Source organism: Pseudomonas sp. LF-5 (assembly GCF_037626295.1).
In the GTDB taxonomy this organism is placed as follows: Bacteria; Pseudomonadota; Gammaproteobacteria; order Pseudomonadales; family Pseudomonadaceae; genus Aquipseudomonas; species Aquipseudomonas monsensis.
The window spans coordinates 88,223-114,113 of record NZ_JARKMT010000015.1; the positions used below are offsets into that span (position 1 = coordinate 88,223).

Sequence of the window (25,891 nt, forward strand, 5' to 3'; positions counted from 1 at the left end):
GGGATAAATCCCCTCGCCACAAAGTTAATGTGAAATGTCGGGGCTGAGGCGTATTCGGCTCATTTTGTGAGCCGAATAACCGCGCTATTCGGCTCACGCTCAACAAAACTGCGTGATTCCCACCGCAAATGCAGATGTATCCGATTGTTAAAAAACTGCCGAATCGCTAATCTTCGCGCCTTCTACGACCCGGCAGTCACGGGTCTTTCAGACGAAACGCAGTTTCCACCGCTGTGAAGTACCGAGGATCGGGTGCAAGGTTTCGTTCAGGCATGGCAGGAGGCATTACATGCGTTCATTTCTTTGGCTGCTGATTGGCCTGGCCTGCGCGCCTGCGCTGCTCGCGGCGCCGAATGCTGAACTGTCGGAACCGTCCGGTGGCTGGCGTTACCACGGCCTGCTCGATCGCAGTGAAAACCCGCAAGTCGCTTACCCCACGCCGCCGATCGACCGTGGCATTCAGCGCAATCGCACGATGATTCAGGGCCAGCTCAAGGCCATCGGCAATCAGCGCGGGCCGCACACGCTGGCGGTGAACGGCAATCCATTGAATCTGTACACCGACGATGACGGGCGTTTCGCCCGGCCGTATGCGTTCGGCGCCGGCTCCAACAGTGTCGAAGTGCGCAGCGCCGAGGGCCAGTCGCTCAAGCGCGTGCAGTTCTATGAAGCGAACAACCTGCGCACCCCGGCGAAGATCCGCGTGGTGCTGGGCTGGGACGATCCCAAGGCCGAACTCGATCTGCACATCATCACGCCGGACGGCCAGCATGCGTTCTTCGCCCACACGGCGCTGACCAACGGCGGCGGGCTCGATCCGGACGGCGTCGATGGCCCCGGCCCGGAAATGTTCACCATGACCGCGCCGCTGCATGGCACTTATCTGGTTTACGTCAACTATTGGGGCAACTTCGGCGACGGCGGCTATAACTTCGAGGAGGCGAGCAATCAGAACGAGGTCATCACCTCGCAGATCACGCTGGTGCTCAACGAAAACACGGTCGACGAAAAACGCGAAACATTCATCGTGCCCCTGCGGGCGATCGGTGATCTGCTGCTGGTCAAGACTTTCAACTATTAAGCATCCCGCACCACGGATGAACTTCGGGTTTTGTGAACATGAGTGATAACGCTGCTTCTCCGGCCGTCCCGACACCTGCCGGCCAACCTTCCCGGCGCTGGCCGGCGCTGCTGATCGGCCTGGCCCTGGTGGCCGGCGTGGCCGGTGGGCTCGGCTGGCTGCTGCACAAACCCAAGTTGCCGCCCGCTGCACTGGCCAGCGACAAACTTGGCCTGAGCCGCCCCGATGCGCTGCTGGAAACCCGCTCCCTGAGCCAGTTGCCCAAGGACCTGCTGACGGTGCCGTTCCTCAAGGCCACGCTCACCGAGGATTTCGTCTTCTATTACGAAACTCACGCTGACCGCCTCGGCCTGATCGGCAGTCTGCGCCGGATCATCTACGAGCATGATCTGAAACTGCAGGACAGCCTGATCGAACAGCTTTTCGATCAACCGGCCGATGTGGCGCTGTGGCGTGGTGCTGATGGCCGGCTCAAGGATTTCCTGCTGGTAATGGATCGTGGCGGGCTGGCAAAACTGCTGGAGCCGCTGGCGAAAGTTGCGCTGGATGACACGCAGCTCAGTCAGATGGGCGAACTCAAGGTCGGTGGCGATACGGTGCCGCTGTACCAACTGACCTACAACGCCAGCAAAGCCCTGCTGTTCGCTTCCCACGGCGACAAACTGGTGGTGGTGTCCAACCCGGCCAAGTACTACGACCCGCAAAGCGGTGCGTCTGAAGAGTCGGGCCACGTCTCGCCACAAGCGCTGGCGGCGCTGCTCAATGGCGAAAAACTGTTCCCTGAAGCGTTCGGTCTGCCGGCGAAAACCCCGGAAACCAAACAGCGTCTGTCGGTCAACGCCAGCGTCCTTGCCATGGGCTATCAGCGCTTTATTCCGAACTTCGCCGGCCTGCGTTTCGACATGGACGACAAGGGCTGGCACAGCTACCTCGCCATGGATGAGCTGGATAACCAGCCGGACTTCGATTTCAAACCGGTGTGGCAAGCCATGCCGCTCGGTGCCAGTGCCTGCGTGACCCTGCCGGTGGCCGCCGAACCGCAGAAACCATTGCTGGTGAAACTGGGCGCCGAAGAGGCCGTGGCGCAGACCCTTACCGAGCACGTGGCCGGCGCGGCGGGCCTGTGCTGGTACGCCGATTCGCGGCTGTACACACCTTTGCTGGTGGCGAGCCTGAAGGACGAAGACAGCAGCAAGCTCGATGGCGATCTCGGCAAGTTGTTCGGCTCGATGGTCGGCGCTTTCGAACCCAACGTTGCAGAAAGCGTGTTCCCGGTGGTCGAGAAACAGCAAGGCCAGAACCACGTCTGGCAGCGTCAGGTCAGCTCGAACTTCGGCCCTTACGCGGCAAAAACTGCCGAAAACCCGGACGCGATCAGCGGCCGCGCCTTCATGAAAGTCAGCCTCGCCCGTCATGGTTCGACGCTGCTGTTTTCCCTCGACGACAAACTGGTCGACAAGGCCCTCGGCACCCTCGACAAGCGCTTCCCGCCGATGGCCGACGTGCTGCCCAAAGACGTGCTGATGCCGATCTACTTCGGCCCGGACGCGATGGCGCAGCTGATGCAACAGGAAACCCTCGACAGCCTGCCGCAGGACATGGAGCCGGTGTTCTACAACGCCGCGCAAACCTACCTGATCCCGAAACTGCGCACCCTCGGCGGCTACGGCAAATACGCCCTGACCCTGCCGCAAGGCAGCGAGCCTGACGGCCACTGGCAATGGCTGCCGCTGGAATGGAAAGCGCTGTGACGGCATTGATCCGCAGCCTCGGCCTGCTCGCGCTGTTGCTCAGTGCGGGCGCTCGTGCCATCGAACCGCCGGCGCTCGATCCGGCGCAATCCCAGGTGTTCCGCGCCTGGTTCGTGCGCATCGCTCAGGAGCAACTGAGTCAGGGCCCGAGCCCGCGCTGGTATCAGCAGGACTGCGCCGGACTGGTGCGTTTCGCCGCCAACGAAGCGCTGAAAGTCCATGACGACAAGTGGCTGCGCAGCAACGGCCTGTCCAATCGCTATCTGCCGCCGGAGCTGTCGCTGAGCGATGAGCAGCGCAAGCTCGCCCAGCAATGGCAGCAGGGCGGCGGCAAGGTCGGGCCGTACGTCAACGCGATCAAACTGATTCAGTTCAACAGCCATCTGGTCAGCCGCGACGTGTCTCAGGCGCGCCCCGGCGACCTGATGTTTTTCGATCAGGGCGACGACCAGCACCTGATGATCTGGATGGGCCGCTACATCGCCTATCACACCGGCACGACCACCCCGACTGACAACGGCATGCGTTCGGCAAGCCTGCAGCAACTCATGACATGGAAGGACACCCGATGGATACCCGACGCAGCCAACCCCAACTTCATCGGCGTCTATCGACTGAACTTTCTCTCCCAATGACCGGTGCCCGCATGTTGCGACTCTGCGCTCGAATTCCTCTGCTGCTGGCGCTGTTGCTGCCACTGGCGACTGTCAACGCTGAAGATTCGGTGGAGCCGAGCGGCTACACGCCGGTCTCCGGTGAAAGCTTCTTCCTGCTCGCCGACAGCAGTTTCGCGGCGGACGAACAGGCGATGGTGCGCCTCGAAGCACCGGGCCGCGACTATCGCCGCTTCCGCATGGAACCTTATGGCGGCGCCGACATTCGCGTGTACCGCATCGACAAGCCGCTGGATTTCCTCAAGCGCCAGAAGAACCTGCACCGTGTGGTCAGCGACGGCCAGTTCAAGGGCGAAGGCCTGTCCAACACCCTCGCGTACCTGTGGGACAACTGGTACCGCAAATCCCGCCGGGTGATGCAGCGCGCGTTCTCCTACGAGTCGCGCAAGCAAGTCACCGAGGAAGTGCCGGAACTGAAGATGGGCAACGCCATGGTCGCGCCGACGCCGTACGACGCGCAGCCGCAATTCGCCTTGATTCCAGGTCTGCCGGTGGTCAGCCAGTTCCGCTATCCGCTGTGGCAGGCCAAACCGATCCAGCCGCCGGCCGGGGTCAATCTGGCCGGTTCTTCCAGCGACTTCGTCAGCGTCGCACCGGGTAACGTCTACATCCCGTTGGGCCAGTTGAAGCCGGGCCTGTATCTGGTTGAAGCGCTGATCGGCAAGTACCGCGCGACCACCATGGTCTTCGTCTCCAACACCGTGGCGGTGAGCAAGATTGCCGGCGATGAATTGCTGGTCTGGGCGGCGCGCAAACACGAAGGCAGTTCGGTGCCGAAGGTCAACGTGCTGTGGACCGACGGCCTCGGTGTGATGAGCAGCGGCGCCACCGATGCCGATGGTTTGCTGCGCCTGAAACACGTCAGCCCCGAGCGTTCGTTCGTCATCGGCGAAGACGAAGAGGGCGGGGTGTTCGTCTCCGAGAACTTCTATTACGACAGCGAAATCTACGACACCAAACTCTATGCCTTCACCGACCGGCCGCTGTATCGCCCGGGAGACTGGGTGTCGCTGAAAATCGTTGGTCGCGAGTTCAAGAATGCGCGGGATTCGGTGTTGCCTGGCGCGGCGGATGTCACCGTCAGCGTGCTCGACGCTACTGGCACCGAGCTGCAACACCTTGACCTGAAACTCGATTCGAAGGCCGGCACCCAGGGCCGTTTCCAGCTGCCGGACAACGCCGTGGCCGGTGGTTACGAGATCCGTTTCAACTATAAGGATCAGGCTTACAGCAGTGCTTTCCGTGTCGCCGAGTACATCAAGCCGCACTTCGAGATCTCGCTGAACCTGGCCAAACAGGATTACCGCACCGGCGAGCCGGTCAAAGGCAGCCTGGTGCTGCTCTACCCGGACGGCAAACCGGTGGCCAACGCCAAACTGACCCTGAGCCTGCGTGCCCAGCAATTGTCGATGGTCGACAACGAGCTGCAATACCTCGGGCAATTCCCGGTGGAACTGACCAGCACTGAACTGACCACCGACAGCAAGGGCAATGCGACCCTCGACTTGCCGGCCGCCGACAAACCGAGCCGCTACATGCTGACCGTGTTCGCCAGCGATGGTGCGGCGTATCGGGTCAAGACCACCAAGGAAATCCTCATTGATCGTGGCGCCGCGAGCTTCCGTTTGAACGCGCCGCAACGTTTCAGCGCGGTCAACGACAAAGTCGCGTTCAGCTACGCCAACGAGGGCGGCAGCGAGCAGAGCAAAGCAGTGACCCCGAGCAGTTACGGCTGGGTGCGTCTGGAAGACCAGAGCACCGGTGAAGGCAAACTCGCAGCGACTGACAAGGGTTTCAGCATCACCTTCGAACGTCCGGGCACTTACAACCTGACGCTGAAAGATCAGCACGGTCGCGTCCTCGGCGCCACCGGCCATTCGGTCACGGGTGAGGGCGTCAAAGCAGTGCCGGGCACTGTGGAAATCGTCCTCGACAAGCCCGAGTACAAGGCCGGCGATGAAGCGCTGGCGCTGATCACCTTCCCGGAGCCGGTCAGCGATGCCCTGCTGTCGCTGGAACGCGACAAGGTCGAAGCCACCGCGCTGCTGGCCAAGGGCGGCGACTGGCTGAAACTGGAAAAGCTCAGTGACACCCAATACCGCGCACGCATTCCGGTGAAGGACAACTTCGCGCCGAACCTGACCTTCTCGGTGCTGTACACCAAGGGCGGTCAGTACAGCTTCCAGAACGCCGGGATCAAGGTGGTCGCGCCGCAAATCGACGTGGCAATCAGCACCGACAAAGCGGTGTATCAGCCGGGCGAAACCGTCACGGTTGACCTGACCACCCAGTTCGCCGGCAAAGCGGTGCCGGCGCACCTGACCGTCAGCGTGGTCGATGAAATGGTCTATGCGCTGCAACCGGAAGTCGCGCCGACCATTGACCAGTTCTTCTATCACCCGCGTCGCAACAACGTACGCACCAGCGCCAGCCTGTCGTTCATCAGTTACGACGTCGCGTTGCCGGGCAGCCCTGGCGCGCCGGGCAAGGCCAACCGCAGTGAACGCGGAGTGAAAGTGTTGGAGCGTCCGCGTCGTGAAGACGTCGACACCGCCGCCTGGCAGCCAGAGTTGCTCACCGGTGCCGACGGCAAAACCCGTTTCACCTTCAAGATGCCGGACTCACTGACTCGTTGGCGCATCACCGCGCGGGCCATTGCCGATGACGGTCAGGTCGGGCAGAAGAAGCAGTTCGTCCGTTCGGAAAAACCGCTGTACCTGAAGTGGAGCGGGCCGAGCACATTCCGTAAGGGCGATCAGCCGCAACTCGGCGTGTTCGCCTTCAGCCAAGCCGAGAAACCGGTCAAGGCTGAACTGGTCACGCACTACGCGGGCGCCGAACAACGCCTGCCGGTAACTCTGAACAACGGCATCAACTACCTGCCGCTGCCAGCGTTCGCCCTGGCCGCGGGGGAGTGGACTGCCGAACTGGTGCAGGACGGCAAAACCGCTGACGCTTTGGCCGTGCGCCTGAGCGCCACCGGTGATGGCTGGCAAGTCACGCAAACCCAAAGCCTCGACGTCGCCAGCGGCGATACCCCGTTGAGCCTGCCGGCGGACGCCACCGATATTCGCCTGCGTCTGGATGACAGTCCGCAAGCGTTGTTCCGCTCGGCCCTCGATGATCTGCTGAGCTATCCGTACGGCGGCGTTGAGCAGACCGCCAGCCGTTTGCTGCCGCTGAGCATCGCTTATCCATCGCTGGCGTCGAGCCCGCAGATCCGTGATCGCCTGCGTCTGATCATGCAGAACAGCCGGCTGCGTCTGGTGCAAATGGCCGGGCCGTCCGCGAGCTTCACCTGGTGGGGTTATGACGGCGAGCCGGATGCGTTCCTTACTGCCTATGCCTACTACGCCGACTGGAACGCCAGTCAGGTGCTGGAGCTGACCCTGCCGCCGGAGCACTGGCAGCGCGTGCTGGAGGTGTACGCCAAGCACGCGCCGAACACGCCATTGCTGCAACGGGCGCTGATTCTGTCGTTTGCCAAGCAGATGCATTTGCCGGTGAAGACCTTGCTCAGCGGGTTGATGGAGGATCTGGCCAAGGCCGGTGAAGGTAACGCCGAAACCCTGATGGACGACGGCGAAAACAGCCTGGTGATGAACGACCCGGATTCGGCGCTCGGTCTGGCGGCGGCGCGGGTGTTGACCGCGTCGCTGGCGACCCAGGCGAAAGTGGCGCTGCCGGAGGCGTTCAATCGTCAGGTCGGCGCGGCGCAACAGCGTCTGGCGGTCAGTTCGCAGCCGTTTGCCGAAGCGCTGAACCTGTCGCTGCAGCCGTTCGATCAGGCGCGAGCGACGACGTTGCTGCAACGTCTGCTACCACAACAATCGACCCTCGAACGCGCCCTGGCGCTGAGCTGGTTGCAACGCAGCATCACCCAGGCCTCGCCGACCATCGCACTGACGCCGGGTGACGGCTGGAAGAAAAACTATGGCGCAACCGGTGAGATGTTCTGGACGTGGCAGGGTGCGACACCGGTGCCGAGCGTGTTGACGGTGTCCGGCACGCAGGAGCGCCCACTGCGCGCGGCGCTGAGTTTCCAGACCCGGCAACCGGCGGTCGATCCAATGGCCGTGTCCATCACCCGGCGCCTGTCGCGACTGGTGCCGGGCGACGAGGCGTTCACCTTCAAGCTGGAGCCGGTCGGCAGCAAACCGCTGTCCAGCGACAGCCTGTACCTGGACGAAGTGATCCTCACCAGCAAGGCTGCGAAACCGCTGCGTTACGGCATGCTCGAAGTGCCGCTGCCACCCGGCGCCGATGTCGAGCGCACGACGTGGGGCATCAAGTTGCAGGGTAAGGATGGCACCGAGCCGACCGCGCTGGAAAAGGCGCGCTTCGAACCGGGGCAACTGGCCTACGCGGTGCCGGTGGATGCGCTGAGCGGCGAATTGCGCCTGCGTCATCTCGTGCGCTTCTCACAGAAGGGCCAGTTCAACCTGCCGCCGGTGCGTTTCACTCAGGTCTACGCGCCGCAGCATCAGGCCCAGGAAGCGAAAGCCGCCCTCGGTCAGGTCACGGTCAACTGACATGAACCGGCCGCTGCTGTGGCTGCTGATGTGTGTGATGCCTGCGCTGGCGACGGCGCAGGAGGAACCGCTGCGGCTGGCGTACAAGGGCGAGTTGTTGTCGTTGAATCACACGCAACTGATCGCCCGCGAGCCCTTGCCGGCGACGCTGGATACGCCGCTGGGCAGTCTGTGGAAATTGTTCGTCTATGCGTGGCTGGTGGATACCGGTGCGCGCGAGCCCGCATATGAATGTCGCGGGCAGTCGAAGGAAGAGGTTTATTGCTGCTCGGCGGGCGGCAAGATCGAACGTGATCAGGCGTTGGTGAAATCCTGCGGGTTGTACTTTGAGCCGGCGCGGCTGGGCATCGCTTCTGCCGATTGGCGCACGTATTGGCAGGCGCGGCAGGCGCCGTCGTGGTTGCTCGACTTACCGTCGGTGCAACCGGCTACGCGGGTTTCCGTGGCTGAGTTGCTGAAGGTGTTGGCGGTGCTGCCGGCGCAGGATCAGATGCGCCGCGTATTACTCGACGTGGTACTGAACGCGGCGGACGGCAATGTCGTCGGTGAGCTGGGCGGGCGCTTGCGGGTGAAGACCTGGAGCTGGCTCGGTGATCAGGATCCGCAATCGCGCCAGGGTGGTTTCGCCGGTTGGACGGCGGACGGTGCGCCGGTCTGGGCTGGCGGGCGCGGCACCAGTCAGATGGTTCTGCGGCATTACGGGCAGGCATTGGCGACGGTGTTGCCAGCGGCATGGCCGGCGGAGGCGGGGCGTTGTGTCGAAGTCGGTCTGTTCTCGCGTTATCCGCTGGCGCGGGTCCTGGCGGGCGAGCGGTTGGTGACGTCCGGCCCGTTGCAAGGCGACTACCGCGTCGAATTCGCCAATGGCAATGCGCTGGATATCCACAGCGCCGGTGAACTGTTTCTGCTCAACGACAAACTGGTCGCCCGGCTCGATCGCGAAGAATACGTCGCCCGCGTCCTTGAGCGCGAAGCCAAACCGGAACCTGCAGAAGCGGCCAAGGCGCTGGCCGTGGCGATCCGTACCTATCTGCTGCAAAACGCCACGCGCAACGGCGATTGCCTGAGCATCGACGACAGCAGTAACCGCCAGCGCGTCGCCCCGCGTCCAGCTTCGGCCGAGTCACGCAACATCGCGGCGTGGACGGCGGATCTGGTACTGGCCGGCAGCACCGTCACCTATCACTCCGATCAACCCGGCCCGGACAAGCTCGCCTGGCAACAAGCCGTCGAACAAGCCAACGCCGGTCAGCGCTACGACGCCATTTTGCTGCACGCCTATCCACGCGCCAGCCTCAGCCGGTGGGACAACCCGGTCGCTTCCTGTGAAGCACTGCCCGCCGCGCAGGACTGGCTGCAGAAACAGCGACGCGGCTGGCGTCCGACGCTGGAAAGCGAAACCGGCTACAACGAAGTCAGCACCTTCGCGGTGTGCAAACTGGCGTTTGGCCGCCCGTTTGTCGATCGCGAGCGCCAGCGCATTTACGTGCGTGGCGTGCTGACGTTGCAGGATCGCCTCGACCTGACGCACGAATACCTGCACCTGGCCTTTGAAGCACATCCCAATGGCCAGGATGAAACCTACATCGAAGGGCTCGCCCGTCACCTCTTGCTGGAATAGACCATGACACTCCGTTATCCACAGGTCTTGCTGTTGCTCTGCACGTTGACCGCGTTATCGCCGGTGATGGCTGCCGACGGCGTCAAACTCGACACCCCGATCGGTGGCTGGCGCAGTGGCGCCCCCGAAGGCGAGGGCGAAAGCTTCCGCCAAACCGTCAACTACCCGGCCTCGTCGGTCAACACCCCGCTCGGCCAGGCCAACACCGCCCGCATCAGCGGCCAGATCAAGGCCACGCCGAAGAACAACGAACCCGGTCGCCTGATCGTCAACGGCGTCAGCATGCCGCTGAAAATCGGCGACAGCGGCCGCTTCGACCGCCCGTTTTCCTTCCCCAACGGCAGCAACAGCGTCGAAGTGCGCAGCCCCGACGGCCAGCAACGCCACCGCACCCAGTTCCTCAACACCAGCGGCGGCGCCACCCCGGCGAAACTGCGCGTACTGCTGTCGTGGGACAGCGACGGCACCGACCTCGACCTGCACCTCGTCACCCCGGATGGCGCGCACATCTGGTACGGCGACCGCAGCGCCGCCAACGGCGCAGCGCTCGACGTCGACGTCACCACCGGCTATGGCCCGGAAATCTTCGCCATGCCGGCGCCGATCAAGGGGCAGTATCTGGTGTATGTGAATTATTTCGGCGGTGGCTATCGCGGGGATGATGAGGGTGGAGAAGAGGCGGCGCAGGCGTTGACCACGGCGCAGGTGACGGTGATTACCGAGGAAGGCACGCCGAGCGAGAAGATGGAGACGTTTGTGGTGCCGATGCGGGCGGTGGGGGAGTTGACGTTGGTGAAGTCGTTCAGTTATCCGTGAATTCACTCTCGACGGTGTGAGGCCAGGCGCCGCCAGGGGCGGGCAGCGCCTACCTCGGGTTCACACTTTGAAACGACCAACCAGACCTTCCAGTTCATGCCCCAGCCGCGCCAGTTCAATACTCGACGACGCGGTTTCTTCACAGGTACTTGCCGTCTGATCTGAAATGTCGCGAACGTTGATCACGCTGCGATTGATTTCCTCGGCTACGGCACTTTGCTGATCCGCTGCGGTGGCGATCTGCTGATTCATGGACTGGATAATGGATACCTTGGCGGTGATGTTTTCCAAGGCGTGGACGGCGCGATGGGTAAAGTCCACGCTGCTTTCGCTCAGGAGCAGGCTGCTGTCCATGCCTGACGCGACGGCATGAGTGCCGCTTTGCACACCGGCGACCAGACTTTCAATTTCTTCAGTGGAGCGCTGGGTGCGCAAGGCCAGATTACGCACCTCATCGGCAACCACTGCAAAACCGCGACCTGCCTCTCCTGCGCGAGCCGCTTCAATTGCGGCATTCAGCGCCAGCAAGTTGGTTTGCTGGGCTACGGCCTTGATCACATCCAGCACACCGCCAATTTTGTCGCTTTGTTCCTGTAGGTGGCGTACAGCCTCTGCCGAGCGGTTGAGTTCCTCCGCCAGACGCTTGATCTGAGCGATGGCGTCACCGACGATCTGCTCCCCCTCGCAGGCTTGCTGATCTGCGACAGTTGCGGCAGCCGACGCTTCTTCGGCATTGCGTGCGACGTTTTGCACAGTGGCGGTCATTTCGTTCATTGCAGTGGCAACATGATCAGTCTCGACTTTCTGATTGTTCACGCCTGTATTCGTTTGCTCGGTAATGGCCGATAGCTGTTCGGCAGCGCTTGCTACCTGGATGACACCGCTGCGAATACCATCGATCAGTTCGTGCAGGTTCAGCGTCATCCGGTGTAGACCCGATTGCAACAGGCCCAACTCATCACGCCGATCAACCTGAACCTGCTGGCTTAAATCACCTTCGGCAATACGATTGACCGCCTCAAGTGTGCCTCGTAGCGGGGTGACGATCTGTCGAGTAATAACCCATGCCGCCAGTGTGCCGAGCAGCAAAGCCAGGGCGGCTACAAGGCTCAGCAGGGTTTTGGCGGATTCGGCATCGGTAGCGCGCTTGGCGTTTTGCGAATCAATGAGTTTTTGCGTGGTGTCGAGCAACTGATCGCCCAACTGCGCCATTCGTTTGAACATCGGTGCCTGATCAATGTTGGGCCTGAGCAGTTCATGCAGCAGTTGTCCATATTCCGTCGCTGCACTGATCTGTTGCTGAATCAGCTCTTGATCTACCGCAATGATGAATTCTCCTTTGACACTGGTCAGGTGGGCCAACAGGCTATCCAGCGTTTGCTGCAAGGGTTGATAGGCATCCGGTTGAGGATTGCTACCTATGCGTAAACGAATGATTCGCAAGTCTTTCGTGTAATTACTGACTTGAGCAATCTTCTCAATCTTGATACCGCGCTCGGTCAGTGCGTTAACCGCATACCAGCCAGAGGCTGCGATTAACAAAGTAAGTCCTAATACCAGTCCAAACCCCAGACTAAGTTTAGCGCTGACACGGATATCGCTGATCCAGCCGAACATAAGGACTCCAGGTAGTAATGGGTTTAGATTGATCTTGGTGCTCTGATGTCGACCATGAGTCGTTAATCTTTAACCTTGCGGCTGCTATTGATTGGGGTGGGCGAGTAATTTTCAGTCTGTTGCTCAGAAAAGTATTCGGCGTCGCTGCTATATAATGCCGGGTAACTGAAAGGTTACAGCTTAAAGCCCGCCTGAGTTGTGAGCGCTCTTTGGCGGTTGGCCAAAGGCATCAAATGCAGATAAAACAACATGACTCATTCTTTAGTCGAATAGGCAGGGTTGTCGTGATCTGGGTAGCCCGTATCCACGGACTTTCCTGCGGAATCAGTTGCTGTATGGACTGCTAAGCTTAGATGTGAACCAGCTGCTTCAGGTAAAAAAACAGTTGGTCCTGACAGGCTCTGTACTGGCTTTCGAGCTTTTCCACTTCCCACATTCGAGCTAGCCACACATCATCACATGCTGCATTTACTTGATTGGTTGTAGTTTTCCAAGCGATGCGCGCACTCTCTATCGCGTGGAGTAATTGCAGTAGCTTCTCATCTATCGGTATCGTACCCAACGGGTATTGGCTCAAAGACATTCTGGTTCCAAAACTAACTGGTGGTCGGATTGGATTTTGTGGTGGGTACTATAATCGCTGTTGTCAGTGGGCCAGTATTCGACTAATAGCCAAGAGGCTTTATAAATTAGATTTTTTAGTTTCAGTTATTCATAAGTCTTATTTTTGTTGTCGGGCAATCTGGATGGGCGGTGACTTTTTAAAAGTTGCCCGCGATGGAAAGTTGCCTGATTCGTTTCAGCGCGGTCAGCCAGGTACCAAACCTGTGCTGGTTGTACTTCGCGTTAATTTATCCATGCGCCAGATCGGGGAGCACACCAGCAGATTCTGATCGTCAGAAGCCTCTGACCTGGTTTTTCTGCGGGCATTAAAAAGCCGGCTTGTGGCCGGCTTCTCGGGGACTGGCTTGGCTTATTTTTGGTAAACCGCGCCAGCCTTCAAAACGTACACCCGGATCTGCGTCCGGCTGTGGGACTTGGTCAGACGTTGGTCTGCCGCGTCAGGCGTCATCTGGGCCGCGGGAGCGGGTCGATGCGCAAATGTGGGGCGCAGGATACTGAGTTTTGCTTGGGATTCCCAGCCTGAAGTGCGGGTTAGAGCGACCGCAGTCGAACAAATTCGAGATTTGTACCGATTATCAGGGCCTCATCGCGAGCAGGCTCACTCCTACAGTGGGCTTTGCAGGCCGTGAGATCAGAGAAACGGCACCACCGGCCGGCGTTTGCTCAGGGTCGACCACCAGAACACCCAGCCCAGTATGTGAATCCGTTGCTCTTCGATCTGTGCGGGGTGGAAGACTTCGTCCGGGTATTCGGCGCTGTTGTGGCTGCGCAGGCGCAGGCCGTTGCCGGGCATGCGGTGCAGGTATTTGATGCGCAGCATGCCGTCGTGTTCGATGGCGTAGATCTCGCCGTCAACCACTTGGGTCAGACCGCGGTCGATGGCGACGACGGAGCCGTCTTCGATGCGGTCGGCCATGCTGTTGCCGATCATGTGCGCGCAGATGGCGTCCGCGTGACGGATGTCCAGGTTGTCGAGGTGCGCACGCAGCAGGCGGATGGTCTGGTCCGGGTCCTGGATTACGTGGGTTTTGCCGGAACCGTTGGTGAGCGGGGTTTCCTTGAAGAAGGTCAGGTCGATGTCATTGGGGTCGACGACCGTGTAGACGCCGCGGATGGCGTGGGCATCGAAGGTGTCGCCGTTGCTGGCGGGCGGCGTCAGGCCAGGCGACTCCTTGGGGCCTTCGCCGGTTTTGAGCCATTCGCTGTTGACGGACAGCAGGCGTGAGACTTCTTCCATGCGATACGCCGGGACGCCCCGGGTGTACCAGTTGTGGACATTTTGGGCTTCCGTGCCCCAGAACTTTGCGAATCCCGTGGTGGTGATGTTCGCTGCTTCCAGGAGTGCCTTGAATCGTGGACCGCTAGTGTTCTTTCTCATAAACACGGAGTCTACGGCCGTGCCAGAGCGGTTTGAATAAACCGGTCGTTCAAAAACGGGCTGAATTTTGCGACGGGATGTAAGACGTTAATGTGGGAAATTAAACAAGTTAAAACCGTGCTGCTCGGGATTTAAACGAAACGTTTAAGTGGATACTTTTCGCTTACAAAAAACCCCGGATCAACCGGGGTTTTCGTCAAGCATCACGCAGGGTGCAGGTGCTTAGCCTTTGTAGGCAGCAACCGACTTGGTGATCGCGTCGCGAGCGGCGTCAGCGCCAGCCCAGCCTTCGATCTTGACCCATTTGCCTTTTTCGAGATCTTTGTAGTTCGCGAAGAAGTGCTCGATCTGCTGGATCAGCAGTGGCGGCAGGTCGGTGTATTCCTTCACATCGACGTACAGCTGGGACAGCTTGTCGTGTGGGACTGCGATGACTTTGGCATCGCCGCCGCCGTCGTCGGTCATGTTCAGGACGCCGACTGGACGCGCGCGGATCACCGAGCCTGGTGCAACCGGGTAAGGGGTCACAACCAGCACGTCGAGGGGGTCACCGTCGTCAGCCAGGGTGTTCGGGATGAAACCGTAGTTGGCCGGGTAGAACATTGGGGTGGCCATGAAACGGTCAACGAACAGGCAATCGCTGTCTTTGTCGATTTCGTATTTGATCGGCGCGTGGTTGGCCGGGATCTCGATCGCGACGTAGATGTCGTTTGGCAGGTCTTTGCCAGCCGGAATCTTGCTGTAGCTCATTGGGCGTTGCCCCCGTAGTTGACCAAAAACACTTGGCCGGATTGACCAAAAAGTGGCGGCGATTATAGGCATATTCTGCCGGCGACGCCATGTACCGAAAGTCGTGCAGACCTTAGTCGTGCGCCTGATAGACCGGGTCTGTGGCCTGAAGTTGCCGCAACCGGCTCAACGGATCCTGCCGGTAGAAAAGCTTCAGTTGCAAGTAGACCTGTGGATAAGCCTCATGAAGCAGATCCGGGGCACTGAAGAAGTATTCGCTGGTGACCGCGAAGAACTCGGCGGGGTTCTCGGCGGCGTACGGGTCGATGGCGGTTTCGGTGTCAGGATCGTGGTCGAGCTGGCGGTTGAGATCGTCGTAGGCGTGTTGCATGACCTCGGCCCAATCGCTGACGCGCATGTCGGCGTGCAGCGGGGGCAGGCCGTTGGCGTCGCCATTGAGCATGTCGAGCTTGTGCGCCAGTTCATGGATCACCAGGTTGTAGCCTTCCCAGCCACCACTGGCCATCACCCCGGGCCAGGCCAGGATGATCGGCCCCTGTTGCCAGGCTTCGCCGCTGTGTTCGCCATCCCACTCATGCTCGACGCCGCTGGCATCGCGATGACGTTGCGGGCTGAGGAAGTCGTCGGGATACAGAACGATCTCGTGAAATCCCTGATACCAGTTCAAGTCACCGAGATGCAGCAGCGGCAATTGTGCCTGGGCGGCGAGCAGCAGACGTTGTTCCTGATGCAATTCGACGCCGGGCAGGGCGCTCAGGTGTTTGTCTTCGAGGAATAACACGCAGGCTTCACGCAGCCACTGATCTTCGGCGGCGCTGATACCGTCCAGAAAACTCAGATGCTGGCGCACCCGTTGCCATAGCTCGTCGGCAATCGGGTGTCTGGCCAGAATGCGCCGGCGTCGCCAGGCGCTCAGTGACCACATGGCTCAGCGGATTTCGGCTTTGGCACCGCCGAAACGGCTGCGTACGACACCGATGATCATCGGTATCAGCGACAGCAGGATGATGCCCACGACCAGCAGCGACAGGTTCTTCTTGATGAACGGTACGTTGCCGAAGAAGTAGCCCAGGGTCACCAGACCGCCCACCCAGAGGATGGTGCCGAATACACTGAAGCCGAAGAAACGCGGGTAGGGCATTTTCCCCACGCCGGCGACGAACGGCGCGAACGTGCGGATAATCGGCAGGAACCGCGCCAGGGTCACGGTCTTGCCGCCGTGCTTGTCATAGAAGTCGTGGGTTTGCTTCAAGTAGTCGCGGCGGAAGATTTTCGAGTTCGGGTTGCTGAACAGCTTCTCGCCGGCCGTTCGTCCAATCACGTAGTTGGTGCTGTCGCCCAGAATTGCCGCCAGCATCAGCAGGCCGCCCAGCAGGACCGGATCCATGCCACCGCCCGCCGCCACGGCACCGGCGATGAACAACAGCGAGTCGCCCGGCAGGAACGGCGTGACCACCAGACCGGTTTCACAGAAGATCACGGCAAACAGAATCGCGTAGATCCACGGCCCGTAGTTGGTCACCAGCAAATCGAGGTAGACGTCGAGATGCAGGATAAGGTCGAGCGGGTTGAAATCCATGGGGCACCTGTGGTGATGGCCCGACTCTGCAGGCCTGTGCGGATGATTTAGGTGTAAGCCTACAGCCGGGTGTAGTTTTTCTTACAAGCCGGAAAGCTCGGGATTATACGGTCTGAGAGGTGAAAAGCGCGTTGGTTTTGTAGCGGGGGATGTCGGGGTGTGAACAATTGTCAGGCAGGCATTGATTGTGGCGAGGGAGCTTGCGCCCGCTGGGGGAGCAGCACTCCCAGGCTTTGATTTGCCTGACACGTTGAGGTGACTGAGACAGGGCTGCTTGGCAGCCCGGAGGGAGCAGGCTCCCTCGCCACAACATGCCTTCGATCAACGTGAGCGTCTGAGCCCTAGAGTTCGTCGCTGATCGGCAACACGTAGTTCTTGAACTCGGTGTCTTCCTTGAACCCGATGGATTCGTAGGTTTTCTGCGCCACTTCGTTGTTGCTGCTGGTGGAGACACGCATGCGCACGGCCTGGGTTTCCTTGGCCATTTTCTTTGCGGTGCGGATCAGGTTGTCGGCCACTAGCTGGCGGCGGGCATCTTCGGCGACATAGATGTCGTTAAGGATCCACACGCGCTTGAGCGACAGCGAAGAGAAACTCGGATAGAGCTGGCAGAAGCCCATCAGCTTCTTGTCATCATCGTCGGCCAGGGCCAGGTAAATCACCGACTCCTTGCGGCGCAGACGCTTTTCGAGGAACGCCCGGGAGGAATCCGGGTAAGGCAGGGAACCGTAGAACTCGCGATATTTGACGAACAACGGGGTCAACAAATCCAGATGTTCGAGGGTCGCTTGAATAATCCGCATGATAGGTCTCGTCTTCAAGTGGCTGTCTTCAACTGCTCTGACGGCGATGGGAAACCCTGCGGCCGTGCAGCGATCCTGCCTGAAAGCAGCGCAGAAAGGCAATGCGGAAACGGTTCAGGTTATGGGCGGGCTCAGTAGGAAATTTCCCTTCATGTCCGCACCTGTGTCCGACTCCAGCGTCTGCACCTGTGCTTCGTCCTTCAGGTTCACGCCCGACAGTTGTCGCCGACAGGCCTCGCGCATCAGATACAGCAAGCGATGCGCCGCCATGCCGTAACTCAAGCCTTCCAGCCGTACGTTGGAAATGCAGTTACGGTAGGCATCGGTCAGCCCGACCTTTGGATTGTAGGTGAAATATAACCCCAGGCTGTCCGGTGAACTGAGGCCGGGACGCTCTCCGATCAGCATCACGACCATTTTTGCCCCGAGCAACTGGCCGATTTCATCACCAACGGCAACCCGACCCTGTTCCACCAGCACCACGGGGGCTGCCGACCAGCCGTCGGCGCTCATCTGCTCCTCCAGTCGGGTCAGAAACGGCAGGGTATGCCGATGTACCGCCAGCGCCGACAGACCGTCCGCCACCACAATCACCAGATCGACGCCGCCCGGATGCGCTTGCGCATGGTCACGCAGGCGTTGCGCCGAGTCTTCGCTGAGCTTGCGCCCCAGATCCGGGCGTTGCAGGTAGCTGTTGCGATCCGTTGCCGCGCTGTGCAGCAACAGGCTCTCGCGCCCGCGTTCGCTCAGTTGCGCGCTCAGCCCGGCATGATCGAACGGCAGATGCACCGCATCCCGCGCCTGGGCGTGGGCGAACTGGAAATCCAGTTGGGCGCTGGTCGGCAGGCTGGTGCCGGTGCGGCCGAGGGCGATACGCGCCGGGGTCAGGCGGCGCAGTTCCAGCCAGGGGTTTTGCGGGTCGACAGGCGGTTTTTCCATAACACTCATCCCAGTTGCGCCAGCGCCTGGCGGAAGGCCGGCGGCAGGTTGTTGCCAAAGCGGACCTTGCCGTCCGCCTGGGTGAAGATGCCCATGTTCGCCAGCCATTGCTCGAACTCCGGCGCCGGTTTCAGGCCCAGGGTCTGGCGCGCGTAGAGCGCGTCGTGGAACGAGGTGGTCTGGTAGTTGAGCATGATGTCGTCGGAGCCGGGGATGCCCATGATGAAGTTGATCCCGGCTACACCGAGCAACGTCAGCAGGGTGTCCATGTCATCCTGGTCGGCTTCGGCATGGTTGGTGTAGCAGATGTCGCAGCCCATCGGCACGCCGAGCAACTTGCCGCAGAAGTGGTCTTCGAGGCCGGCGCGGATGATTTGTTTGCCGTTGTAGAGGTATTCCGGGCCGATGAAGCCGACCACGGTGTTCACCAGAAATGGCTTGAAATGCCGCGCCACGGCGTAGGCCCGGGTTTCGCAGGTCTGCTGATCGACACCGTGATGGGCGTTGGCCGACAGCGCGCTGCCCTGACCGGTCTCGAAATACATCAGGTTTTGCCCGAGAGTGCCGCGATTGAGGCTCAGCCCCGCGTCATAACCTTCCTGCAAGACGTTGAGGTTGATGCCGAAACTGGCATTGGCCGCTTCGGTGCCGGCGATTGACTGGAACACCAGATCCAGCGGCACGCCACGGTTGATCGCCTCGATCGAGGTGGTGACGTGGGTCAGCACGCAGGCCTGGGTCGGGATGTCGTAGCGCTGGATGATCGCGTCGAGCATTTCCAGCATCGCGCAGATCGAGGCGATGCTGTCGGTGGCCGGGTTGATGCCGATCATCGCGTCGCCGTTGCCGTACAGCAGGCCGTCGAGAATGCTCGCGGCGATGCCGGATGGCTCGTCGGTCGGATGGTTGGGTTGCAGGCGGGTCGACAGGCGCCCGCGCAGGCCAAGGGTGCCGCGAAATCGGGTGACCACGCGGATCTTCTGCGCCACCAGCACCAGATCCTGCACGCGCATGATCTTCGACACGGCGGCGACCATTTCCGGGGTCAGGCCGGGGGCAAGAGTGCGCAGGCTGGTTTCGTCGGCGGCATCGCTGAGCAGCCAGTCGCGAAAAGCGCCGACGGTGAGGTGGCTGACCACCGCGAAGGCTTGTTTGTCGTGGGTGTCGATGATCAGCCGAGTGACTTCATCGGACTCGTAGGGGATCAGTGCTTCCTGCAGGAAATGCGTGAGCGGGATGTCGGCCAGCGCCATTTGCGCGGCCACGCGTTCGCCGTCATTGAGCGCGGCGACGCCGGCCAGGAAGTCTCCGGAACGCGCCGGGCTGGCCTTGGCCATGACGTCCTTGAGGCTGTCGAAGCGATAGGTCTGGGCGCCGACGGAATGGGCAAATGCGGCCATGGTGCGGTGTCCTCCAGTAATTACTGCAATCTGCTTTTGTGTAGGCCTTCGCCTGTTCGCGATGCTGGCAACTCGGTGCAACAGTCATACCGCGCTGATGCCATTGCGAGCAGGCGAAGGCCTGCAGGTATTGTGTGCACTTCTATAAAGCGGGCACCGGGCGATGAGCCCGGTGCCGGTGCAACTAGATACCTTCGAGCATAGCGTCTGCCGGAGCTTCGGCGCGTTGCTTGGCGGTCAGTTGGAAGTACAGATAGCCAGCGGCCATGAAGCCCAGGAACACACAGCCGATCAGCGTGTTGAACCACGCCATCGCCACCAGGCACACCACGGCCAGGAACAGCGCAATCGCCGGCACTACCGGATAGCCCGGGGCGCGGAAGGTGCGCTCCAGGTTCGGTTCGGTTTTGCGCAGTTTGAACAGGCTGAGCATGCTGATGATGTACATCACGATCGCGCCGAACACCGACATGGTGATCATCGCGGCGGTCAGGGTCATGCCCTGCAGATTGACCAGGCCATCGCTGTAGATCGCCGCAATGCCGATCACGCCGCCGGCCAGAATTGCCCGGTGCGGGGTCTGAAAGCGCGACAGCTTGGCCAGGCTTTTCGGCAGGTAACCGGCGCGGGCGAGGGCGAAGAACTGTCGCGAGTAGCCAAGGATGATCCCGTGGAAACTCGCCACCAGGCCGAACAGGCCGATCCACACCAGCATGTGCATCCACGTCGAGTTGTTGCCGACCACGGCTTTCATCGCCTGTGGCAGCGGATCGTTGATGTTCGACAGCTGGCGCCAGTCGCCAACGCCGCCGGCCATCACCATCACACCGATGGCGAGGAACACCAGGGTCAGAATGCCGCTGACGTAAGCCCTGGGAATCGTGCGTTTCGGGTCCTTGGCTTCCTCGGCCGCCATGGCTGCGCCTTCGATGGCGAGGAAAAACCAGATCGCGAACGGGATCGCCGCGAAGATCCCGGGGATCGAGCCCAGGGTGAACTCGTTGGAACCCGACCAGCCGTTGAGTACGAAGTTGCTGAAGCTGAAGCCCGGCGCGACCACGCCCATGAACACCAGCAACTCGGCGACGGCCAGCACGGTGACCACCAGTTCAAAGGTCGCAGCGATGCTGACGCCGAGGATGTTCAGGGTCATGAACACAAAGTACGCGCCGACGGCGGCGATCTTCGGGTCAAGCTCCGGGTACTGCACATTGAGGTAGGCGCCAATGGCCATGGCAATGGCCGGTGGTGCAAAGACGAACTCGATCAGCGTGGCGATGCCGGCGATCAACCCGCCTTTCTCGCCGAATGCCCGACGGCTGTAGGCAAACGGCCCACCGGCGTGGGGAATCGCGGTGGTCAGTTCGGTGAAACTGAAGATGAAGCAGGTGTACATGGTCGCGACCATCAGCGCCGTGACCAGAAATCCGAGGGTGCCGGCGGTGCCCCAGCCGTAACTCCAGCCGAAGTATTCGCCGGAAATCACCAGGCCGACGGCAATGCCCCACAGATGCAGGGTGCCGAGTGTGGGTTTGAGCTGTGTGGTGGAAGTCATAAGTCCTCTCTGTTTTTTATTGTTTGATCTGTTGGACTTTCGGGTGCGGTGGTTGGGTGGATGGATGCTGTTCACGCAGCGGCCGTTTTCGTGAAAAACCTGAATGACGGGTACGCAAGGGCCGTGCCAGAGCGGCCAGGCCTTGTGTTGTGTCATTGAGGACGCCATCGCTGGCAAGCCAGCTCCCACAGGTTTCTGTGGTGTACCCATTATCGAGATCTGCAGAGATCCCTGTGGGAGCTGGCTTGCCAGCGATAGCTATTTGGAGGGCAACACTGAAACATCAGTGTTGCCCCGGGTTTTTAGAAGAAGCCCAGCGGATTGATGTCGTAGCTCACCAGCAGGTTTTTGGTCTGCTGATAGTGATCGAGCATCATCTTGTGGGTTTCACGGCCGACGCCGGACTTCTTGTACCCGCCGAACGCGGCGTGCGCCGGGTACAGGTGGTAGCAGTTGGTCCACACGCGACCGGCCTTGATCGCCCGGCCCATGCGGTAGGCGCGGTTGATGTCGCGGGTCCACAGGCCGGCGCCGAGGCCGAACTCGGTGTCGTTGGCAATCGCCAGGGCTTCGGCTTCGTCCTTGAAGGTGGTGATGCTCACCACCGGGCCGAAGATTTCTTCCTGGAACACGCGCATCTTGTTGGTGCCCTTGAGCAGGGTCGGCTGGATGTAATAGCCGGTCGCCAGACTGCCCTCGAGTTTTTCCACCTTGCCGCCGGTCAGCAGCTCGGCGCCTTCACCCTTGGCGATTTCCAGATACGACAGGATCTTGTCGAACTGCTGCTCGGACGCCTGGGCGCCGACCATGGTGTCGGTGTCCAGCGGGTCGCCACGCTTGATCTGGCTGACTTTCTTCATCACCGCCTGCATGAATTCGTCGTAGATCGACTCCTGCACCAGTGCGCGCGACGGGCAGGTGCACACCTCGCCCTGGTTGAAGAACGCCAGCACCAGACCTTCGGCAGCCTTCTCGATGAAGCTCGGCTCGGCCTGCATGATGTCTTCGAAGAAGATGTTCGGCGACTTGCCACCCAGTTCCACGGTGGACGGAATGATGTTCTCGGCTGCGCACTTCATGATGTGTGAGCCGACCGGGGTCGAGCCGGTGAAGGCGATCTTGGCGATGCGTTTGCTGGTGGCCAGGGCTTCGCCGGCTTCTTTGCCGAAACCCTGCACCACGTTGAGCACGCCCGGTGGCAGCAGATCACCGATCAGCTCCATCAGCACGCAGATGCCCAGCGGGGTTTGCTCGGCAGGCTTGAGCACCACGCAGTTGCCGGCGGCGAGTGCCGGGGCGAGTTTCCACGCGGCCATCAGCAGCGGGAAGTTCCACGGGATGATCTGGCCGACTACGCCTAGCGGTTCATGGATGTGATAGGCCACGGTGTTGCCGTCGATTTCGGCAGCGCTGCCTTCCTGAGCGCGCAGGCACCCGGCGAAGTAGCGGAAATGGTCGGCGGCCAGCGGGATATCGGCGTTGAGGGTTTCGCGGATGGCTTTGCCGTTGTCCCAGGTTTCGGTGATCGCCAGCAGCTCGAGGTTTTCTTCGATGCGGTCGGCGATTTTCAGCAGGATCAGCGAGCGCGCCTGCACGGAGGTCGCGCCCCACGCATCGGCAGCGGCGTGGGCGGCGTCCAGTGCCTTGTCGATGTCTTCGGCAGTGGAGCGGGGGAATTCGGCAATCGGTTGGCCATTCACTGGCGAGGTATTGGTGAAGTACTGACCTTTGACGGGCGCGACGAACTCGCCGCCGATGTAGTTACCGTACTTGCTCTTGAACGAGACTTTGGCGCCTTCAGTACCGGGGTGAGCGTAACGCATGATGATGTTCTCCTTGGCTTTGTACTTATTAGAGAAACGCGCAAGTGCGCTTGCTATAAGCGTAGAGCAAAGGCCGGGCCACTGCCGTGCAGGTCAGGCAAATCAAGGCCTTGCGTGTTTTATGTCGGACGGGCGGGCGGTGCCTGTGATGGTTTCGGTACAGAGGGGGTGACAGTGTGTACCGCTTTTGGCACAGCCGGTGACCGAGCAGTCTCGCCAGCATTGCAATGCGCCGATGGCTGGAGGATGCTGACTGCAAATCGCCCAGATGCCAGCCAATAAACAGGCGGCACTGATCTCGGGGAGAATAATAAGAAATGCACGACAACCATTTGAGTCGCCATGCCCAACAGGTGCTCACCGTGACCCAGGGCAAACCGCACCTGCACGGGCCCGGTGCTGATCCGTCGATTGCCCGCTCGTGGTTGCGTTGTCTTGAGGACTATCACCTCGACCCGGCCCTGGCCATGGCGCCCACCGTGCTTGAACACGGCCGGGTCCTCGAAAGTCGCGAGCGTCTGCAGCAGGTGTTGCAGATTGCCGGCAATGAAATGAGCAGCCTGCATCAACAACTGTCCGGCGCCGGCCACGCGGTGCTGCTGACCGACGCGCGCGGGGTGATCCTCAACTGCGTCACTGCGCCTGCCGAACGCAAGATTTTCGAACGCGCCGGCCTCTGGCTTGGCGCCGACTGGAGCGAAGCCTGCGAAGGCACCAACGGCATCGGCACCTGCCTGGTCGAGCGCCAGGCGCTGACCATTCACCAGGACGAACACTTTCGCGGCCGCCACACCGGCCTGACCTGCTCGGCGAGCCCGGTATTCGACCCACACGGCGAATTGCTGGCGGTGCTCGACGTGTCCTCGGCGCGCCACGATGTCTCGCGGCAGAGCCAGTTCCACACCATGGCACTGGTCAACCTGTCAGCGAAGATGATCGAGAGCTGCTATTTCCTGCGCTGTTTCGATAACCAATGGTTGCTGCGCTTTCACTTGCAGGCCGAATCCGTAGGATTGTTCAGCGAAGGTCTGCTGGCGTTTGACGGGGAAGGGCGGATCAGTGCAGTCAACCAGAGTGCGCTGAACCTGCTGGGGCATATTCGCGGTGGTCTGCTGGGCAAACCGGTGGAAGCGTTTTTCGATTGTTCGCTGGATGAACTGCTGGGTCGTGCCAGCGCCAATGCCAGCGCCAGTTGGCCGCTGCGCACTCGCGATGGGCGGTATCTGTTTGCCTTGCTGCGTGGCGAATCGCGCAAACCGCTGCCGATCACCCCGACCCCGGTCGTGGCCAAGGCTCAACCCCTGGCGGGTATTTGCCTCGGTGACGCGGCGCTGCAAGCCGATTTCCGCAAGGCGCTGCGGGTGTTCGAGCGCGACGTGCCGCTGCTGATCAATGGTGAAACCGGCTCCGGCAAGGAAGCCTTCGCCAAGGCTGTGCATCAGGCCAGTCAGCGCGCCGGCAAAGCCTTCGTCGCCCTCAACTGCGCGGCGATTCCCGAGAGCCTGATCGAGAGCGAACTGTTCGGCTATCGCGGCGGCAGTTTCACCGGCGCGCGCAAGGATGGCATGCGCGGCAAGTTGCAGCAGGCCGACGGCGGCACGCTGTTTCTCGATGAGATCGGCGACATGCCGCTGGCCTTGCAGACGCGTTTGTTGCGGGTGCTGGAAGACCGGCAAGTGGTGCCGATCGGTGGTGAACCGGAAGCGGTCAACGTGCGGATCATCAGCGCCACGCACCGCAATCTGCTGGAGCGGGTCGAAGACGGCAGCTTCCGCGAAGACTTGTATTACCGGCTCAACGGCCTCGAAGTCGCGCTGCCGGCGTTGCGCGTGCGCAGCGATAAATCGCAACTGCTGGATTTCCTGCTGGCCGAAGAGGCGGGCGGCGAAACGATCCTGATCGACGAGCCGGCGCGCCAAGCGTTGCTGGCGTTCAACTGGCCGGGCAACGTGCGCCAGTTGCGCAATGTGCTGCGCACGCTGGCGGCGTTGTGTGATGAAGGGCGGATCGGGCTGGAGGATTTGCCGGTGGTGATTCGGCAGGGGCGGCCAGCGATTTCGCCAGCCGAGTCGGGTGAGCATCCACTGGAAGACGCCGAGCGGTTAGCCTTGCTCGCAGTTCTTGAACAAACGCGGTGGCACATGACTCGCACCGCTGAGCAACTGGGCGTTAGCCGCAATACGCTTTACAGAAAGCTGCGTAAGCATGGGATTGAGCGGCGGGTCAGTTAAAAGCCCCTCACCCTAACCCTCTCCCGGAGGGAGAGGGGACTGATCGGGGTGTTTTGGCGATCTATGCCGACCTGAACTATCGAGCCGAACTCAATCTTTGAACGCCACGTAGATCGGCTCCCTCTTCCTCGGGAGAGGAGACTGGTCGGGGTGTTTTGGCGATCTGCGCCGACCTGAATTATCGAGCCGAACTCAATCTTTGAATGCCACGTAGATCGGCTCCTTCTCCTCGGGAGAGGGTGCTGGTCGGGGTGTTTTGGCGATCTGCGCCGACCTGAACTATCGAGCCGAACTCAATCTTTGAACGCCACGTAGATCGGCTCCCTCTTCCTCGGTAGAGGGGACTGGTCGGGGTGTTTTGGCGATCTGCGCCGACCTGAACTATCGAGCCGAACTCAATCTTTGAACGCCACGTAAATCGGCTCCTTCTCCTCGGGAGAGGGGGGCTGGTCGGGGGGGGCGATCTATGCCGACCTGAACTATCGAGCCGAACTCAATTTTTGAACGCCACGTAGATCGGCGCCCTCTCCCTCGGGAGAGGGCTGGGGTGAGGGGTGACAATCTTCAGTCGAGCCCAAATGCCAGGCCAACCAGCTGATCTGGTCAAACGTTCCTGGACACAGTTATAGGGTTTTATCCCTTTTCATGCCGCCAGGGCTTCCATGTCTACCGGAGTTCGATAACCGTTGTGACTGTGTAGCCTGATCCGATTGTAAT

18 protein-coding genes are annotated in these 25,891 nt (G+C 60.9%); 7 read left to right on the plus strand and 11 right to left on the minus strand.

Features of this window, described 5'->3' with window-relative positions:
- Window positions 1–289: 289 nt before the first annotated feature.
- Genes PseuLF5_RS27220 through PseuLF5_RS27235 form a run of 4 tightly spaced genes read left to right on the plus strand, consistent with a single transcriptional unit; the run spans window position 290 to window position 8,038 of the window.
- On the plus strand, window positions 290–1,081 hold the full coding sequence (locus PseuLF5_RS27220; RefSeq protein WP_186746114.1) for a YfaP family protein: 792 nt from the start codon (window positions 290–292) through the stop codon (window positions 1,079–1,081).
- A 38-nt stretch (window positions 1,082–1,119) separates the two neighbouring features.
- Entirely contained in the window at window positions 1,120–2,832 is a 1,713-nt protein-coding gene (locus PseuLF5_RS27225) for a DUF2138 domain-containing protein (RefSeq protein WP_340135054.1), read from the plus strand.
- Window positions 2,817–3,467: a DUF1175 domain-containing protein gene (locus tag PseuLF5_RS27230; protein ID WP_340135059.1), complete on the plus strand. Its 651-nt coding sequence runs from the start codon at window positions 2,817–2,819 to the stop codon at window positions 3,465–3,467. The genes PseuLF5_RS27225 and PseuLF5_RS27230 overlap by 16 nt, the downstream gene beginning before the upstream one ends.
- Complete coding sequence (locus PseuLF5_RS27235; RefSeq protein ID WP_340135055.1) at window positions 3,464–8,038, plus strand: alpha-2-macroglobulin family protein; 4,575 nt, start codon at window positions 3,464–3,466, stop codon at window positions 8,036–8,038. The genes PseuLF5_RS27230 and PseuLF5_RS27235 overlap by 4 nt, the downstream gene beginning before the upstream one ends.
- On the opposite strand, the gene PseuLF5_RS28395 is transcribed toward PseuLF5_RS27235, so the two are convergent.
- Window positions 8,031–8,336 (minus strand): hypothetical protein, encoded by a 306-nt coding sequence (locus PseuLF5_RS28395; RefSeq protein WP_411353431.1) that lies wholly within the window; start codon window positions 8,334–8,336, stop codon window positions 8,031–8,033. The genes PseuLF5_RS27235 and PseuLF5_RS28395 overlap by 8 nt on opposite strands.
- Here PseuLF5_RS28395 and PseuLF5_RS27240 point away from each other — a divergent pair.
- Window positions 8,238–9,659, plus strand: coding sequence for a DUF2300 domain-containing protein (locus PseuLF5_RS27240; RefSeq protein ID WP_445262427.1), 1,422 nt, complete (start codon window positions 8,238–8,240; stop codon window positions 9,657–9,659). The genes PseuLF5_RS28395 and PseuLF5_RS27240 overlap by 99 nt on opposite strands.
- Before the next feature lie 3 nt (window positions 9,660–9,662).
- Complete coding sequence (locus PseuLF5_RS27245; RefSeq protein ID WP_336347934.1) at window positions 9,663–10,475, plus strand: YfaP family protein; 813 nt, start codon at window positions 9,663–9,665, stop codon at window positions 10,473–10,475.
- 60 nt (window positions 10,476–10,535) lie between these two features.
- On the opposite strand, the gene PseuLF5_RS27250 is transcribed toward PseuLF5_RS27245, so the two are convergent.
- From PseuLF5_RS27250 to exaC, 10 genes are all read right to left on the minus strand, one after another.
- Complete coding sequence (locus PseuLF5_RS27250; RefSeq protein WP_123463783.1) at window positions 10,536–12,092, minus strand: methyl-accepting chemotaxis protein; 1,557 nt, start codon at window positions 12,090–12,092, stop codon at window positions 10,536–10,538.
- Between the two features lie 1,255 nt (window positions 12,093–13,347).
- The gene (locus PseuLF5_RS27255) at window positions 13,348–14,094 is read right to left on the minus strand and encodes a S24 family peptidase (RefSeq protein WP_123463785.1); all 747 of its coding nucleotides are present in this window, start codon (window positions 14,092–14,094) and stop codon (window positions 13,348–13,350) included.
- 222 nt (window positions 14,095–14,316) lie between these two features.
- Complete coding sequence (gene ppa / locus PseuLF5_RS27260; protein WP_095188472.1) at window positions 14,317–14,844, minus strand: inorganic diphosphatase; 528 nt, start codon at window positions 14,842–14,844, stop codon at window positions 14,317–14,319.
- Window positions 14,845–14,956: 112 nt separating this feature from the next.
- The gene (locus PseuLF5_RS27265) at window positions 14,957–15,769 is read right to left on the minus strand and encodes a M90 family metallopeptidase (RefSeq protein WP_128614174.1); all 813 of its coding nucleotides are present in this window, start codon (window positions 15,767–15,769) and stop codon (window positions 14,957–14,959) included.
- 3 nt (window positions 15,770–15,772) lie between these two features.
- Window positions 15,773–16,423, minus strand: coding sequence for a DedA family protein (locus tag PseuLF5_RS27270; RefSeq protein ID WP_123463789.1), 651 nt, complete (start codon window positions 16,421–16,423; stop codon window positions 15,773–15,775).
- Window positions 16,424–16,764: 341 nt separating this feature from the next.
- Entirely contained in the window at window positions 16,765–17,226 is a 462-nt protein-coding gene (locus PseuLF5_RS27275; protein ID WP_003228592.1) for a GNAT family N-acetyltransferase, read from the minus strand.
- Window positions 17,227–17,340: 114 nt separating this feature from the next.
- The gene (gene eutC / locus PseuLF5_RS27280) at window positions 17,341–18,165 is read right to left on the minus strand and encodes an ethanolamine ammonia-lyase subunit EutC (RefSeq protein ID WP_123463791.1); all 825 of its coding nucleotides are present in this window, start codon (window positions 18,163–18,165) and stop codon (window positions 17,341–17,343) included.
- A 5-nt stretch (window positions 18,166–18,170) separates the two neighbouring features.
- Window positions 18,171–19,565, minus strand: a complete 1,395-nt coding sequence (locus PseuLF5_RS27285; RefSeq protein ID WP_340135057.1) for an ethanolamine ammonia-lyase subunit EutB — start codon at window positions 19,563–19,565, stop codon at window positions 18,171–18,173.
- 184 nt (window positions 19,566–19,749) lie between these two features.
- On the minus strand, window positions 19,750–21,120 hold the full coding sequence (gene eat / locus PseuLF5_RS27290; protein WP_123463795.1) for an ethanolamine permease: 1,371 nt from the start codon (window positions 21,118–21,120) through the stop codon (window positions 19,750–19,752).
- 302 nt (window positions 21,121–21,422) lie between these two features.
- Complete coding sequence (gene exaC / locus PseuLF5_RS27295; RefSeq protein ID WP_123448265.1) at window positions 21,423–22,943, minus strand: acetaldehyde dehydrogenase ExaC; 1,521 nt, start codon at window positions 22,941–22,943, stop codon at window positions 21,423–21,425.
- Window positions 22,944–23,260: 317 nt separating this feature from the next.
- Between exaC and PseuLF5_RS27300 the strand changes: the two genes are divergently transcribed.
- Window positions 23,261–25,174, plus strand: a complete 1,914-nt coding sequence (locus tag PseuLF5_RS27300; RefSeq protein WP_340135058.1) for a sigma-54-dependent Fis family transcriptional regulator — start codon at window positions 23,261–23,263, stop codon at window positions 25,172–25,174.
- Window positions 25,175–25,891 lie beyond the last annotated feature (717 nt).

What these genes read in the sequence shown, in the direction of transcription:
- PseuLF5_RS27275 (WP_003228592.1), bottom strand. Translation starts at nt 17,226, where the DNA reads ATGCGGATTATTCAAGCGACCCTCGAACATCTGGATTTGTTGACCCCG.
- PseuLF5_RS27270 (WP_123463789.1), bottom strand. Translation starts at nt 16,423, where the DNA reads ATGGATTTCAACCCGCTCGACCTTATCCTGCATCTCGACGTCTACCTC.
- PseuLF5_RS27300 (WP_340135058.1), top strand. Translation starts at nt 23,261, where the DNA reads ATGCACGACAACCATTTGAGTCGCCATGCCCAACAGGTGCTCACCGTG.
- PseuLF5_RS27265 (WP_128614174.1), bottom strand. Translation starts at nt 15,769, where the DNA reads ATGTGGTCACTGAGCGCCTGGCGACGCCGGCGCATTCTGGCCAGACAC.
- eat (WP_123463795.1), bottom strand. Translation starts at nt 21,120, where the DNA reads ATGACTTCCACCACACAGCTCAAACCCACACTCGGCACCCTGCATCTG.
- PseuLF5_RS27230 (WP_340135059.1), top strand. Translation starts at nt 2,817, where the DNA reads ATGGAAAGCGCTGTGACGGCATTGATCCGCAGCCTCGGCCTGCTCGCG.
- exaC (WP_123448265.1), bottom strand. Translation starts at nt 22,943, where the DNA reads ATGCGTTACGCTCACCCCGGTACTGAAGGCGCCAAAGTCTCGTTCAAG.
- PseuLF5_RS27250 (WP_123463783.1), bottom strand. Translation starts at nt 12,092, where the DNA reads ATGTTCGGCTGGATCAGCGATATCCGTGTCAGCGCTAAACTTAGTCTG.
- eutC (WP_123463791.1), bottom strand. Translation starts at nt 18,165, where the DNA reads ATGGAAAAACCGCCTGTCGACCCGCAAAACCCCTGGCTGGAACTGCGC.
- ppa (WP_095188472.1), bottom strand. Translation starts at nt 14,844, where the DNA reads ATGAGCTACAGCAAGATTCCGGCTGGCAAAGACCTGCCAAACGACATC.
- PseuLF5_RS27235 (WP_340135055.1), top strand. Translation starts at nt 3,464, where the DNA reads ATGACCGGTGCCCGCATGTTGCGACTCTGCGCTCGAATTCCTCTGCTG.
- PseuLF5_RS27225 (WP_340135054.1), top strand. Translation starts at nt 1,120, where the DNA reads ATGAGTGATAACGCTGCTTCTCCGGCCGTCCCGACACCTGCCGGCCAA.
- PseuLF5_RS27255 (WP_123463785.1), bottom strand. Translation starts at nt 14,094, where the DNA reads ATGAGAAAGAACACTAGCGGTCCACGATTCAAGGCACTCCTGGAAGCA.
- PseuLF5_RS27220 (WP_186746114.1), top strand. Translation starts at nt 290, where the DNA reads ATGCGTTCATTTCTTTGGCTGCTGATTGGCCTGGCCTGCGCGCCTGCG.
- PseuLF5_RS27245 (WP_336347934.1), top strand. Translation starts at nt 9,663, where the DNA reads ATGACACTCCGTTATCCACAGGTCTTGCTGTTGCTCTGCACGTTGACC.
- PseuLF5_RS27285 (WP_340135057.1), bottom strand. Translation starts at nt 19,565, where the DNA reads ATGGCCGCATTTGCCCATTCCGTCGGCGCCCAGACCTATCGCTTCGAC.